Genomic DNA, 13,369 nt, shown 5'->3' with positions numbered 1-13,369 from the left:
TATGAGCAAAATCGAACAAAAGCCCCGTACCTTTTTGGATAGATTCTTGGATTTTATCGAAAGAGCGGGCAACAAGCTTCCCGATCCGGCTATGTTGTTTTTTTCTTTGATGTTGCTCACCTGGGTTTTGTCGGCATTACTTGCTCCGATCGATTTTGGAGCGGTAGACCCACGGTCAGGTGGGGAGTTGCGGATTCAAAATTTGTTGACGGGGACCTTCCTGGCTTCTTTTCTTGCCAATATGACTTCGGTTTTTATCAATTTCCCGCCGCTGGGTGTGGTATTGTTGGCGATGCTGGGTGTCGGTGTGGCTGAACATTCGGGTTTTATCAATGCGGGCTTGAAATTCTTGTTGGGGGTAACTCCCAAAATGCTACTCACGCCGATTCTTGTACTGGTGGCAATCGTGAGCCATACAGCGGCTGATGCGGGCTATGTACTGGTGATTCCGCTTGGGGGCGTGATTTTCTATGCTGCAGGTAGGCATCCATTGGCTGGCATTGCTGCTGCTTTTGCAGGGGTTTCGGGCGGTTTTAGTGCCAATTTCATTCCCTCAAGTATTGATCCTTTGATCCAGAGCTTCACCCAATCAGCAGCCCAGATCATCGATCCCGAGATCGTATTGAATCCATTGAACAATATTTTCTTCACTGGGCTTTCGAGTGTAGTCGTAATTGCTGTGGTTTGGTTTTTGACGGATCGTGTGATCGAACCCAGATTGAACAAAAATATCCAGGTTGATACGAATCTTGAAGATGTTCCCAAGATGGAATCTTTGACCGAGAAGGAAGGAAAGGCATTTTGGGTCGCGTTCGCTGTGATGGCCATTTGCTTGGCAGGTTTGTTTTTCTGGGCATATCCGAATGACTCAGCGCTCCGGGATCCGGTAGGTGAACTGACCTCAAGGGATGCGCCGCTGATGAAGTCCATCGTTCCGCTGATTTTTGTGATTTTTTGGATTCCTGGCTTGATTTTCGGCTTTACTAGTGGTACCTACAAGACGATGAAGGACATGATTGCCTCCATGAGCAAGTCCATGGGTAGTATGGCTTATTACATCGTGATGGCTTTTTTCTGTGCACTTTTCATCGATTCATTTTCAAAGTCCAATATCGGTGCTTTGACAGCGTTGAAGGGAGCGGATTTTCTCCAGTCCATGAATCTTCCCGCGCAAATCACTATTGTCGGAATTGTCATACTGACCTCCTTGGTTAACCTTCTCGTGGGTTCGGCTTCTGCCAAGTGGGCATTGATCAGTCCGATTTTCGTCCCGATGCTGATGCAGTTGGGAATTTCGCCGGATTTGACGCAGGCGGCCTACCGTGTCGGCGATTCTGTTTCCAATATCATCACACCGCTTTTGCCCTATTTTCCATTGATCGTAGTTTTCTGCCAACGCTATGTCAAGTCCACGGGAATCGGCACTTTGGTGTCGATCATGATTCCGTATTCGATCATGCTGTTGGTGACATGGACCTTGTTTCTGCTTTTGTATTGGACCTTGGGGATTCCTTTGGGCCTTCAGAGCACCTATGAGTATATGTTGGTGAAGCCGTAAATTTCCATGCGAATAGGTATGAAAAAGACGAGATTTCCGTAAAACAGAGGATTTTATTGATTTTCGCCAATCTATTTTGGCATTTTGGTGGAAATTGCCAAAACGAGTATCGGGCTGTTTTTCAGCTGCCGAAGTAAGTCGGTAATTTAGGGATATTGGCAAATGCCAGTAAAGTCCATTTTTCCAGCAAAAAAAATGTAGGAAAATGGCTTTTGATTTTTAACCTTAACTCTACGACCGATGAGAATTAATCCTTTTTTACGTTCGCTGGCCCTTTTTATGGCGCTTCTCTTTTTGACCACAAGTTGTATGATTTACAAAGACGTCATGGACGTTGCGCCAAAAACAAAAGAGCGCCCTCAATTTGAGCAGTTTCCAGAAAGTGAGTTCATGAAGATGGGTGCGAATGAACGGATAATCGCAAAAACTGCAGAGCGGGATTATAATGTCCTTTACAAAAAGGTCGAAAATGGTACTTTGATTGGGCTGGTTTGGAAGGAACCGGTAACTGGTGATATCCTGAAGCTGAATGATCGCTATTTGATCAAGATCCCGCTGGAGGAAATTCAGAAAGTGGAGGTTTGGAAGAAAAATTACGTGGTGTGGGGAGTGGTAGGAGTTGCGTCGATTGTTGGCTTTGTTTTTATGTTTAAAAGTATATCCCTTAACTTTAGTCCATGGGACGATGCAGGTATTTGATTCGCTTTTTTCATTAGAAATTCCGTTGAAGGAAATTCCCGCCATTTTCAAATAGAATCTTGGAAATGATAGCTTCCGGTTCAATTTGTCGGTTTTTCGGAGATATTAGCGAACTGTTTTTGTGATAATTCTTTGCCAATTCCAGCAGCGCATTGGCCATATCCTGGAAATCAAGCGTGGTGTAAATTCCCTCCAAGGGATTGATGGTCCCGTCAAAGTCGCTGCCGATTGCGATGGAATCCCAGGCATCGAGTCCGTTTTGATCGAGTATTTCAGCGGCGTGTTGGATGTTTGCCCAAAGGATTTGGCAGGATTCGCCAATTGCCGTCTCCCGATTTTTGCTGATAAGGTTTTTTTTGATTTTAGCCGCATTGGCGAGGCGACTGCTGTCGAGTTGTAGGGCGAGTATGCCTTTTGTTTTTCCGATTTCCAAGATATCCTCATCGAAAAAGTTGATCTCATCGTGGCAAAGCCAAGTTGGGGTATTTGGGTTTTTGGATGTTTTCGAAAAGTTCAAGCCGGCAACGCCCGAGTGGCTCGCCAAAACGGGCAGGGGACTCGGTAGGCGATTGTTCCAAGCATAGAATTCCTTTCGGGACTTCACGCTCATGTGCTTCACGTCAATGAGGATTGGCCGGCCAAATTGCGTTGACGTCAAATGTTCCAGCACTTCCCAACCCAATTCAGAGAATCCGAGATTGATGCCTTCGGATTGGTCGAGAAGTTTGCCAGCCTTTTCGAGGCTTCTTACATGGCCGCATAGGTCATTATTGAAATTATGGGCGAACGTGATGAAAAACGGAGGGAACTTCCATGATTTTACACTTCGGATGTTGTTCAGTATTTCTTCCCGATCAGGGTTTTTGCCAAATTTTCCCAAGCCGGAATTGAATACATGTGCGCCTTCGATGGTCGGGATGAGCGCCAGACTGTTTGGTGTTGCTAGAATTTCTTGGGCATTTGTCCAATTTTCCGCCCATTTCGCTTTGTAGGAAATACCATTTTGCTCGAAAGACTGATCCACTTTAAGCAAAAAGTCCATTTCTCCTGCGAGTTCCTGGAAATAATCCATTTGTTTCTGAAGGTGGCGGATTCTGCTAAACCCAATCTGGGTGATGAAATTGGCGATAATCGCAGCGAGTGTGCCCTTCAAACGTCCATTTTCGAAAAAGCCCTTCTCGAACGGATACAAAGAAACCATCGCAACCCGCACGCCGCCCTTTATCAACATCAGGTAGGTCGCTTGGCTGAAATGGGTCAGTCCGAGAAGTGCATTTTTCTTGAGTTGCCAAAAGCCGGGCTTGGATTCCATCCAAAGTTGTTCGGTACCCTTTGCTCGCCTATCAAAGGTTCTTCCATATGTCTTTAGGTTTGGATGCACATGGAAATCGGCAATTGGGAATGACGGCATTTTGGGGAGATTGATTGATCCAATTTAGTCCAAATGCGTAGGAAGCCCAAATTGAAAAATGCGCTTTATTGAATATTTTCCACATTTTTTAAGTTCCCACGCGTAGAATTCATGAGTAATTGGCGAATCACTGGAGTTTTGGATGATCAAAAAAGTGGGAGGTCATACAAAGTCAGCGGTAGTTTGTTACTTGGATTTTTTTGACCCTACATATGTGGTCCAAAAAGGGGACAGCTACTCTTTTCGAGGGAGGCTTTTGGGAAGGCTTTCCGGATCAAGTAAGTCTTGTGTCAAGCAAGACTGATGGTTTTCAATAGGTCGTGTTGTTGGAAAATGTAAAGTCAAATGTGGGGATGATGCTGTCCGCTTGGGATAATTGTGTAACTTAGTTGATCTGATTTTTGTGAAACTCATCAAAATCCATTTAAGAGGTTGCTATGAACAGGTTTCGTTTAAGTTTCATGTATATTTTCCTCGCATTTGGACTTCTCTTTACAAGTTCCTGCGTCACTTTCAGAAACATCGAAAACACCAGACCAAGGCTTGATAAGCCGGAATCAAATGATGTCTTTGACCTCCGGCAGATTGAAAAATTGGACCAGGAGGATATCATTTTGGTCACAACTTACCAGGCACAGCGCTACTATTTGATTTATCAAGAAACTGACGAGCAACATCTCAAAGGTATGTTGATGCGCGAACCTGTAACAAACGACCCTATTGCAGTGAAGGATCGCTACCAAATGCGGATTCCGGTCACCGAGATTAAGAAAGTCCAGATTCGAAAGTACAACTACATCTCGGGACTTGCATTGCCTGCTGCTATTGTCATTTCATTGTATGCCATGCTTGCTATCTCATTACGGAACTCAGAATACAATATGTGAGGTAAGCAGGCATATAATTAAAACTCGGATATTTTTACGTGATGCGGAGTCATCAATTTAAATGCTGAAATGTATTCTGTCAAAATGTGACTTGAAACTTTGGATGGCTTTTTTGCTGGGAAGTCTTGAGTTTTCTCTATTATTTATTCAACCCCAGGTTGGTACGATTTGCAAATTTTTAATACCCGATTTTTTTAAGCCAATTCAAAATTAAGATTCCGTTTTTTTAATTTTCTATTTATTATAAAATGCTATAAATCAATTGTTTGAAATTATTTGAATCGGTACAGGGGTCATAACTTTAGATTGAATATCAACTCTGGCGGACCAATGAAACGAAACACGTTCTCTCAGCGAATACCCAACTTTTCGGGCAAGTTAATTTTTTGTATATACCTCTTAGTTTTGCTTCTTGATTCCTGTGCATCTTACAATAATATCGAATCAATACAGCCGAAATCGGAAGCAAAATCAACGGATGGAAAGTTCAATTCCAAGAATCTCAGCAAACTCAGGCAGGGAGATAGGATTATAGTGCAGACATATAAGTCAAGATTTATCCTGATATACGATGAGTTGGAAGATGGGGAGTTAAAAGGTTTGCTTGAAAAAAATCCGTTAACCCAAGCAAGACTTGGGAAATCTGACCGGTATATGATTGGTATTCCAATTGATGAAATTGAATTTGTAAAGGTTCGCAAGTTCAATGCGCCGCGTTCGATTGGCCTCGGTATAGTGAGCGTGGTAGTTATGCCTCTTTTAATACTTATGGTGGCATTTGAAGGGTAGGAAAGTTATCCTTGACCAGATACCTGGAAAATCCTTGGGCATCAACTGTGTACATTTTTGCGAGCACGTGGTCGGTAAAATGATTTTTGGAAATTGACAAATTCGGAATAATCACAAATACCTCAAAAACGCCTCGGGGTTGTTCAAAAAGTTTTTCAGAATCGTGAAATGCTCGGTTTCTTCGTAGGAAACGGGATGAACCGTATCGTCAAATTGAAACAATTGGGCCTTGGGTAGGCACATCAGGATGGGGGAGTGCGTTGCGATGATAAACTGGCAGCCCTCGTTTTGCGCCAGATTTTTGATCAATGAAAAAAGTGCAAGTTGACGCTGTGGGGAAAGCGCTGCCTCGGGTTCGTCAATCAGGTAAATTCCCTCAGACTGAAGCCTCCCTTGCAGTACTTTCAGAAATCCTTCGCCATGGGACACCTTTGTCAGGTCACCGTATCTCCTTTGTAAGGCTTCTTTTTGGCCATGCACGGCACCGACCGCCAACTTCAATCCTGTGCCACTCAGTCGCTTTTCGAAGTCCACGATATCTCCCTTCAGTTCTTGGTCCAGGCTGCGCAGGCGTTTTACAAAACCGAAATAATCCTCAGCCCGAAAAAAGAAGCCCCGGTATGCACGGTTCCGCCAGGAAAGTTTGATGGAATTGCTGAAACTTTGGAATCCAGACAAGGTCTCATCGCTCTCTAAATCCGTACTTCCGATAGCCGGCAAGTTGAGTTTGATGGCCAAGGCCTTCAAAAGCGTGGATTTTCCCGCACCGTTTTCACCCACAAATACTGTGATCGGACTGTCAAAAACCATCCTACCCATTGCGCGGAATGCGGGAATGTTGTAGGGGAATCGGCCTTCTTCACCCTTTGCTACCAAAATGCTTTCCAGGTAGTACATCGATTTTTGGTTAGTGGGCATTAGGCCCATAAAGGATTACGGGCTTTGTAGCCAGATAGTTAGGATTGTTGGATTCCAATCCGTGATGGCAATTATGCCTTTTTGTCGATCAGGAGCTTATTTTTCTTTCTCAAACAAGCCAATCGTACCGCCGACCCAATCCTTGTCTTTGTTGAACTTGACGCCGATCATCTCGCCGCGACTGAGGCGGACCAGGTTACCAATCAATGTTGGTTGGCTGTCTTTTTCAGGCCATACGCCCAATATTCGTACCTCGGCCTTCACTCGACCTTCGAGTGCCTGAAGAATGGGCGCATAGTGTGCCTTGCGCTGAAGCACATAGAGGTCCTTTTCCTTGACGGCCTCGACATCGGATTTTTGAACGTGGAAAATCACGCCACTTCCTGAAAAGGAAAACAGTGGCTTCAGTACGTAATTCTCCAAATCCTCGGGTATTTCTTGCAGGTCTGACAGCAGGGTGGTTTCATTGAAATAGGGCCCCTTGAGGTAGGGAAGGATAAACTTGCTGATGCGTGTAAACCAGTTAGGGTGTCCAGCCCACTCCACGTCAAGTTCTTCCAAAAACGAAAATTGCATCGGAAGGTCAGTCCTTGTCACCAATTCGTCAAAAATCACGCGGTTGTAGATACGCTTGATCTGGATTTCCTTGCCTGAGGCGTCTTTGTAAAACAGCTTTTTTCCATGCTTGATGATCTCGGTGACGCAGAGGTAAGGAATCCCCAAGTCCCGCTTGCAATAGTAGAAGTCAATCTTGGTGTTTTGCTTTTCCGGCTCGATTTCCAACAAAACCACTTCTTTGGGCGAATGCCCATTGAGCACAGTCTCTTTGAATTTGTCGTAGTAACCATTTGCATCCAATCCTTCTAGGTAGGGGTTGAAGTCCTCCAGAAAAGGGTAGGCCTTTTTGAGTTTTTCAAACATGTTGAACTGGAAGTTGAACACGGACGGGAAGCCCTGCACTTCGATCAGCTTCGGGACGATCTCGCCATCTTCCTCGCAAATCCCAAAATCAATTGCCAGGAACTGGGTATGGGCGTCTTGGTTTGGCACGTTGAAGTTTACTTCCACAGCCTTTTCGGTAAGTTCATTGAAATCAGGTCTTTGTATAAAATCAATTACCTGTTGACAACCTTCCAGCAATTGCTGTTTTAGCTTATCAGTAATAAAAAGCGGTGTCTCAGCGATACGAAATGTAGGTAGGTAATCAAAGTCCGAGGCGATATCATCCAAGAATGCCTTGTATTTCTCTTTGCTGAAAGCGTGGTTGAAAAATTGGCGGTGCTGCTCGATCATAGCATCATGTTTCTTTCAAAGTAAAACTTCATGTTGGGCGCGGATAGCCTGAATGGACTGGCGGAGGAAATTGGGAATAAGAGTTTCATTCGTTTTGTAGATCGTATCTTCTTCCACAAGATGTTCGAGCATAAAGAGGTATTTCTGTTTCCCCTTCAGTTCGATGATTTCATCCCGGACCTCGTGTTTTTTGAGGTGGTTAAGGAAGCCAACTGGGTCAGCCTCCGGATGGAATTGGGTGCCCACCATTTCAGGAGAAAATCGGATCGCCATGATTGCCCTTTCGTAGACCACGTGGTCCCGAATCTTTTCGAGCGCGATGATCTCCGCACCGATTTCTTTGAAACGTTTGTGGTGGGGTTGTACAACTTGGTAATCCCGGGAATCTATCGCCCAAAAAGGATTGTCCAATCCCTCGAATAGCGGATCCATCATTCCTTCCTCAGTTTTGTGAATTGTCATCACCCCGAAGGATGTCGATTTACGTTTGCAGACTTCCGCAAAGCCGAAGTGCTGCACCGCCATTTGGAAACTATGGCAAATGAACAGTACGTACTTTTTTCGTTCATTTTGTTGGTTCCAATTCCATAGGCCATCGAGGAGCCCGTAGAATTTTTTGTCCCAAATTCCATCGCCTTCCAAGGGATTTCCTGGGCCTCCAGAACAGATATATAGGTTGTAATCTTCCAAATTGGGTACCTCGGCCCGCTGCCTCACATCAAAGACATCCAGGCTAAGGTCGTTTGGAAACCTGCCAACGATGTCATGGATACAACGCATGCCTTGGTTTGCCTTGCCGTTGTACATGTCCAAGACGGCTACTTTGATCTTTTCATGCATGGTTTCAACATTTGGATGAGGGCGAAAGGTAACGCAAAATCGCTTTGGATAAGCTAGGTTGATTTTGCATTACCATTTTTCGGTTCCAAGCGGGTTTATATTCCTTTGGTGAACTCTCCCACAATAAAATCAACGACTTTGGTTAGGTCATGGCCCCCATCTTCGAAGACCTGGAGCTGTTTGTCGGCACCGGTTCCGTTTTTGAGGATTTGATGCACATAGTTGATTTCATCTCGGCTTCCGAGTTCGTCCACGACATCATCCACAAAATCCAACAGTTCGATCATGAGCTCTTTGTAAGGCACCTCGGTTTTTTGGCCAAAATCAATCATCAATCCATCGGTACCATACCTTGCCGCACGGAATTTGTTTTCACGAATTAGGGCGATGCGGTAGATGTTGAAGCTGGTGTTCATCATGTGCATCTTGTACAATTTGGCAACAACGGCTTGAATCAATGCCACAATGCAAATCGTCTCGTCTACCGTCAGACACATATCGCAAATCCTGAATTCGATGGTACTGAAGAAAGGATGCATCCGGAGGTCCCACCAGATTTTCTTGGGATTGTCTATGCAATTGGTCTTGACCAAAGTCTCGAGGAAATTATCGTAGGATTGGACAGAATCGAAATACTCCGGCAGTCCTGTCCTCGGAAACTTCGCAAAGACGTGTGCGCGAAATGCCTTGAAGCCAGTATTTCTTCCTTCCCAAAACGGGGAGTTGGTGGATAGCGCATAGATGTGCGGGAGGAAATAGCAGGCCTGGTTCATGATATGCAAGGCTATTTCCCGGTTTTCGATACCCACATGTACGTGCAGGCCAAAAATCAAATTGGACCGCGCGGTATCCTGAAGCTCCTTCACAATCATATGGTATCTGGGATCGTCCGTGATCGGTTGGTCCTGCCATTTGGAAAAGGGGTGTGTGCCCGAAGCGCCTACTACCAGGCCTTGTTCTGAGGCTAAATCCACGATTTTTCTCCTGAGGAAAGAGACTTCTTTTCTCGCATCAGCTACACTTTGGCAAATGTTGGTGCCTACTTCCACCACCGATTGGTGCATTTCGGCTTTGACCTGTTCCTTAAGAAAAATCTTGGCACCATCCACGATTTTGGACATGTGCGATCTCAAGTCCCGTGTGTTGGGATCGATGATTTGGTATTCTTCCTCTACCCCGAGGGTAAATACCGGTAATTTTCTTAGCATAGATCAGAATCTTTTGGCGTCGGCTACTGCATCCTTCATGAACGTCCCCCAGGTAAGGTTGATTTTTCCTGGTTTTTGGGTTTTTGCATATGCAATGGCCATTTTAGCAGCTTCTTCCACTACCCAATCAAAATTGGCCTGACCTACTGAGTTGACGTCGGCATCCGGTGCTGGATTTCCAAAATCGATCGCATACGGGACTCCATCCCTGACGGCAAATTCCACGGTATTGAAGTCATATCCCAGACCTTGGCAAAGGGCGATTGCATACTCCTTAACCTTCGCCAGCAGTTTTTTCGAGGCAGGTGGTCGGTTGACGACGTAGCGCAGATGATGTGGATTCCTGGGCTCGTACTCCATGATGCGTACGGCTTTTCCGCCCAAGCAATACACCCGGAAGTATTCGTCAAATACGATTTCCTCCTGAAGCAACATGACCAACTGGCCGGTTTCCCTGTGTTTCTGGAAGAATTCCTCCTTATTTTCCAGCCTGTAGACATTTTTCCATCCACCTCCAGCATAGGGCTTCATGTAGGCGGGGAATTTTACATAGTCGAAAATTCCCTGCCAATCCAATGGCATTTTGAGGTTCCTAAATGACTTTGCGGTGGTATCTGTTGGATGTTCCGCGGAAGGGAGAATTACAGTATTCGGCAGGGGGACACCAAGCTTGTCCGCAAGGCAGTTATTGAAGAACTTGTCGTCCGCACTCCACCAGAAGGGGTTGTTGATGACTGCCGTACCTGTCAAGGCCGCGTTTTTCAAGTAAGCCCTATAGAAGGGTACATCCTGCGAAATCCTATCAATGATGACCGCGTACTCGGTCAGTTGGTTTTGGATGACTTTGTCTATCGACACAGGCTCGGCGATGATGCCTTTTTCTTTCTTTTCATTGATCCGTTCCACGAAAGCATGGGGAAAAGTGTCTTCCATGCCAAAAAGGATTCCGATTTTTTTCATAAATGATGTTATTTAGTTAATTGAACTTGATTCTGGATAAATAATGGGGAAACATTTCCTTCCAAAGTGGCCAGTCGTGGTGTCGGTCCTTTCGGGCATCCAACCAATGGGGTACTCTTTTTCCTTCGAGCACATCGCTTAACTTGATGTTGGCATCGAAGCAAATGTCCCAATTGGACGTACCGAGCACGATGTCCATTTGCCAAAGTGCAGGATTGTGCAGGCCGGGTAAAAACTCCAATGGGGAATTGTAGTAAATGTCGCCGTGATTGTAGCCATCCATGAAATTGCGTATTTCGAAAGCCCCGGACATCGAAAACATGTGGCTCACCACATCAGGATGTCTGAAAGCGAATGTAGCGGCATGATATCCCCCAAAACTACAACCCGCCATCACCACTTTGCCGACGGCGGTGTGATGCCGGACTTTTTCCACCACATCATGGAGGATAAAGTGGTCGTAGGCGATGTGGTTTTGGATACGCTGGTGAGGATGGACATGCTTGTTGTAGAAACTGTTTCGGTCATTGCTTTCCGGACAGTAAATCTGGATCAGCCCCTGCTCGATAAACCAGTGCGCGGACCCAATGAGACCCATATCCTTGTTTTCGTGAAAGGAGCCCATCGATGTGGGATACAACACGACGGGATACCCTCTGTGGCCAAAAACAAGCATTTGCACATCCCGATGCAAATGCGGGGAATACCACTTGAAATATTCTTCTTTCATAAAATTGGATCGTCTATTCCTACTAAAAATAGCCCCCTTTTCAGGATTCACAAAAAAAATCCTAAAACATTTTGGGCGTTTGGGTAAATCCGGATAGAAATATTGAACGTGGTTTTGGTAATCGATGGATTTCGAATTCAGTGAGAAATAGTTTCATCACGAAATGGGTAATTTTACTGGAAATCAGCGCTAAATTATCACGGCATTACTTGCGGAAGCGTCCTTTGATCGACCCGGCAATCAAGATTGAGAATGTGACTCCCACCATTACCCATTTTGCAGAGGTTAAGAGGCTTGCCCTTTCCACGTCGGAATCTGAGAGCTGGGGAAAAGTATCCACCAAGGTAAGAATTGATAGGTTTTCATCGATATCGAGCAGCATCACCAAAACCGGAAACATCAAAATCCACCTTTTTCCCCAGACCCTCAGCAGAAGCAGGGATAGAAATCCACCATAAACAAATGGATAAATCATGTCCGTGACCAAAAGGCCAAATCTATACTTTGGAAGTATTGTTGCGCCTAACTCCTCCAAAACTTCAAAAGCTTCCTTCGTGTCGTAGCCAAACTTGAGGTCAAGTGGGATTTTTCCCTCAGTACCTAATGGAAGCAGCCATAGGTTGAAAACAAGTATCAATACGCCCAAAATCGCCAAAACCTTGTTTTGACTGTTCTTAAAAAATAAATTCATTCTTTCTCTGATTTGAACCATTCGGCATACATAGGGTAATTTCGTGCTGTCCGGTGGATGACTTCAAGCATTTCAGGTCCCGTTTCTTTTACTTTCCTTGCCGGCATTCCCGCGTAAATTGAGTTGGCTTCGACCACCGTACCTGACAACACAACGGCACCGGCTGCAATGACTGCGCCCGAATGTACTACCGCATTGTCCATGACAATTGCCCCCATTCCAATCAATACATTATCATGAATCGTACAGCCATGGACGATGGCATTGTGTGCAATGGAGACTTTGTTACCAATATACGTTCCGGCTTTTTGGTAGGTACAATGGATGACTGCGCCATCTTGGATATTGGTGTCGTTTCCGATCCGGATTTGGTGGACGTCGCCACGAACGACCGCGTTGAACCAGACGGTGCAATTGTTGCCCATGATAACATCGCCTACGACTGTCGCGTTATCTGCGAGCCAGCAACTTTCTCCAAAACTGGGCTGGAATCCCCTTACACTTTTTATGAGCGCCATTTTCCTCGGATATGGTTTTTCTTTCTCTTCAAAAATATTCTTTTTTTTTCTGCACCGTGAACTTTTTCTATGCAAATCAGTTTACGTGTATATACATTTAATGTCGAAACCAAACAAATCAAACGTTATGAACTTAGTAAAAAGAACAGGCTTATTTGTCGCATTTACGTTCTTGGTGCTTTCATGCAGCAAGCCCGGCGAGACAGTAGAAACCAGCGAAGCACAGGAAGTTGCGGAAGCAGAAGGAGCAACTTTGACCGTTGACCCAGCTACAAGCAAAATCAACTGGACAGGATACAAGCCGACCGGGAAACATTTTGGCTACATTCCAGCGGTTTCTGGAGAAGTGATCGTGAAGGGAAATGAGTTGACCGGAGCGAAATTCGTTTTCGATATTACGGGTTTGAAAATCCAGGACATGGAAGAGACCAATGAATTCTACGGAAAACTGTGGGGCCACTTGCAATCTCCTGATTTCTTTGACGCTGCCAACCATCCACAGGCAGTGTTTGAAGTTACCGGCGTAGAACCTTTTGGTGTTGCGGCTATTCAGGACCTGACTCAGTTCCCATCAGCAAACACGCCTCAGAAAGATTCAGAAATTGCTCCTGCCAATCCTACCCATTGGATCTCTGGCAACTTGACAATGCGTGGTACAACCAAAAACATCAAGTTTCCTGCTGCGGTGACAATCACTGATGGCAAAGTTTCCGCTAAAGCCGGATTCAACATCGATAGAACCGCTTGGGGATTGTCCTACGGCGATGAAAGTGCCGCTGTTGACAAAGCTAAAGACCAATTCATCTACAATACTGTAAGCGTTGGTTTTGAGATTACAACCAATTGATTCAGATCGCTACACCAGTT

14 protein-coding genes are annotated in these 13,369 nt (G+C 45.2%); 5 read left to right on the top strand and 9 right to left on the bottom strand.

Annotated elements, in window-relative coordinates; translation table 11 throughout:
* The first annotated feature begins 1 nt into the window (after nucleotide 1).
* Both L0U89_RS18135 and L0U89_RS18130 read left to right on the top strand, forming a co-directional pair.
* Complete coding sequence (locus L0U89_RS18135) at nucleotides 2-1,558, top strand: AbgT family transporter (protein WP_234862816.1); 1,557 nt, start codon at nucleotides 2-4, stop codon at nucleotides 1,556-1,558.
* Between the two features lie 240 nt (nucleotides 1,559-1,798).
* The gene (locus tag L0U89_RS18130; RefSeq protein ID WP_234862815.1) at nucleotides 1,799-2,257 is read left to right on the top strand and encodes a hypothetical protein; all 459 of its coding nucleotides are present in this window, start codon (nucleotides 1,799-1,801) and stop codon (nucleotides 2,255-2,257) included.
* A gap of 13 nt (nucleotides 2,258-2,270) precedes the next feature.
* Here L0U89_RS18130 and L0U89_RS18125 read toward each other — a convergent pair whose 3' ends face one another.
* Nucleotides 2,271-3,668 carry a membrane dipeptidase gene (locus L0U89_RS18125; protein WP_234862814.1) on the bottom strand — a complete coding sequence of 466 codons (1,398 nt, stop codon included), beginning with the start codon at nucleotides 3,666-3,668 and terminating at the stop codon, nucleotides 2,271-2,273.
* A 461-nt stretch (nucleotides 3,669-4,129) separates the two neighbouring features.
* On the opposite strand from L0U89_RS18125, the gene L0U89_RS18120 reads away from it, so the two are divergent.
* Both L0U89_RS18120 and L0U89_RS18115 read left to right on the top strand, forming a co-directional pair.
* The gene (locus L0U89_RS18120; RefSeq protein WP_234862813.1) at nucleotides 4,130-4,555 is read left to right on the top strand and encodes a hypothetical protein; all 426 of its coding nucleotides are present in this window, start codon (nucleotides 4,130-4,132) and stop codon (nucleotides 4,553-4,555) included.
* Between the two features lie 405 nt (nucleotides 4,556-4,960).
* Nucleotides 4,961-5,344, top strand: a complete 384-nt coding sequence (locus L0U89_RS18115) for a hypothetical protein (RefSeq protein WP_234862812.1) — start codon at nucleotides 4,961-4,963, stop codon at nucleotides 5,342-5,344.
* Nucleotides 5,345-5,455: 111 nt separating this feature from the next.
* On the opposite strand, the gene L0U89_RS18110 is transcribed toward L0U89_RS18115, so the two are convergent.
* From L0U89_RS18110 to L0U89_RS18075, 8 genes are all read right to left on the bottom strand, one after another.
* Nucleotides 5,456-6,241 (bottom strand): AAA family ATPase, encoded by a 786-nt coding sequence (locus tag L0U89_RS18110; protein ID WP_234862811.1) that lies wholly within the window; start codon nucleotides 6,239-6,241, stop codon nucleotides 5,456-5,458.
* 117 nt (nucleotides 6,242-6,358) lie between these two features.
* Nucleotides 6,359-7,555, bottom strand: a complete 1,197-nt coding sequence (locus tag L0U89_RS18105) for a hypothetical protein (protein WP_234862810.1) — start codon at nucleotides 7,553-7,555, stop codon at nucleotides 6,359-6,361.
* A 15-nt stretch (nucleotides 7,556-7,570) separates the two neighbouring features.
* Entirely contained in the window at nucleotides 7,571-8,395 is an 825-nt protein-coding gene (locus L0U89_RS18100; protein ID WP_234862809.1) for a type 1 glutamine amidotransferase, read from the bottom strand.
* 95 nt (nucleotides 8,396-8,490) lie between these two features.
* A complete protein-coding gene (locus L0U89_RS18095; RefSeq protein WP_234862808.1) occupies nucleotides 8,491-9,603 on the bottom strand; it encodes a carboxylate-amine ligase in 1,113 nt (370 codons plus the stop codon).
* 3 nt (nucleotides 9,604-9,606) lie between these two features.
* Nucleotides 9,607-10,563, bottom strand: a complete 957-nt coding sequence (locus L0U89_RS18090; protein ID WP_234862807.1) for an ATP-grasp domain-containing protein — start codon at nucleotides 10,561-10,563, stop codon at nucleotides 9,607-9,609.
* Nucleotides 10,564-10,579: 16 nt separating this feature from the next.
* A complete protein-coding gene (locus L0U89_RS18085) occupies nucleotides 10,580-11,293 on the bottom strand; it encodes an alpha/beta fold hydrolase (protein ID WP_234862806.1) in 714 nt (237 codons plus the stop codon).
* Nucleotides 11,294-11,498: 205 nt separating this feature from the next.
* Nucleotides 11,499-11,984 carry a hypothetical protein gene (locus L0U89_RS18080; RefSeq protein WP_234862805.1) on the bottom strand — a complete coding sequence of 162 codons (486 nt, stop codon included), beginning with the start codon at nucleotides 11,982-11,984 and terminating at the stop codon, nucleotides 11,499-11,501.
* On the bottom strand, nucleotides 11,981-12,502 hold the full coding sequence (locus L0U89_RS18075; protein ID WP_234862804.1) for a gamma carbonic anhydrase family protein: 522 nt from the start codon (nucleotides 12,500-12,502) through the stop codon (nucleotides 11,981-11,983). Before L0U89_RS18075 ends, L0U89_RS18080 begins: the two co-directional genes overlap by 4 nt.
* Before the next feature lie 127 nt (nucleotides 12,503-12,629).
* Between L0U89_RS18075 and L0U89_RS18070 the strand changes: the two genes are divergently transcribed.
* Nucleotides 12,630-13,349 carry a YceI family protein gene (locus L0U89_RS18070; protein WP_234862803.1) on the top strand — a complete coding sequence of 240 codons (720 nt, stop codon included), beginning with the start codon at nucleotides 12,630-12,632 and terminating at the stop codon, nucleotides 13,347-13,349.
* The last annotated feature ends 20 nt before the right edge of the window (nucleotides 13,350-13,369 follow it).

This window comes from Mariniradius sediminis, from assembly GCF_021491425.1.
Taxonomy (GTDB): Bacteria; Bacteroidota; Bacteroidia; order Cytophagales; family Cyclobacteriaceae; genus Mariniradius; species Mariniradius saccharolyticus.
This window is presented reverse-complemented; position numbering and strand designations above follow the sequence as displayed.

What these genes read in the sequence shown, in the direction of transcription:
- L0U89_RS18070 (WP_234862803.1), top strand. Translation starts at nt 12,630, where the DNA reads ATGAACTTAGTAAAAAGAACAGGCTTATTTGTCGCATTTACGTTCTTG.
- L0U89_RS18095 (WP_234862808.1), bottom strand. Translation starts at nt 9,603, where the DNA reads ATGCTAAGAAAATTACCGGTATTTACCCTCGGGGTAGAGGAAGAATAC.
- L0U89_RS18080 (WP_234862805.1), bottom strand. Translation starts at nt 11,984, where the DNA reads ATGAATTTATTTTTTAAGAACAGTCAAAACAAGGTTTTGGCGATTTTG.
- L0U89_RS18100 (WP_234862809.1), bottom strand. Translation starts at nt 8,395, where the DNA reads ATGCATGAAAAGATCAAAGTAGCCGTCTTGGACATGTACAACGGCAAG.
- L0U89_RS18110 (WP_234862811.1), bottom strand. Translation starts at nt 6,241, where the DNA reads ATGTACTACCTGGAAAGCATTTTGGTAGCAAAGGGTGAAGAAGGCCGA.
- L0U89_RS18085 (WP_234862806.1), bottom strand. Translation starts at nt 11,293, where the DNA reads ATGAAAGAAGAATATTTCAAGTGGTATTCCCCGCATTTGCATCGGGAT.
- L0U89_RS18135 (WP_234862816.1), top strand. Translation starts at nt 2, where the DNA reads ATGAGCAAAATCGAACAAAAGCCCCGTACCTTTTTGGATAGATTCTTG.
- L0U89_RS18130 (WP_234862815.1), top strand. Translation starts at nt 1,799, where the DNA reads ATGAGAATTAATCCTTTTTTACGTTCGCTGGCCCTTTTTATGGCGCTT.
- L0U89_RS18090 (WP_234862807.1), bottom strand. Translation starts at nt 10,563, where the DNA reads ATGAAAAAAATCGGAATCCTTTTTGGCATGGAAGACACTTTTCCCCAT.
- L0U89_RS18125 (WP_234862814.1), bottom strand. Translation starts at nt 3,668, where the DNA reads ATGCCGTCATTCCCAATTGCCGATTTCCATGTGCATCCAAACCTAAAG.
- L0U89_RS18120 (WP_234862813.1), top strand. Translation starts at nt 4,130, where the DNA reads ATGTATATTTTCCTCGCATTTGGACTTCTCTTTACAAGTTCCTGCGTC.
- L0U89_RS18105 (WP_234862810.1), bottom strand. Translation starts at nt 7,555, where the DNA reads ATGATCGAGCAGCACCGCCAATTTTTCAACCACGCTTTCAGCAAAGAG.
- L0U89_RS18075 (WP_234862804.1), bottom strand. Translation starts at nt 12,502, where the DNA reads ATGGCGCTCATAAAAAGTGTAAGGGGATTCCAGCCCAGTTTTGGAGAA.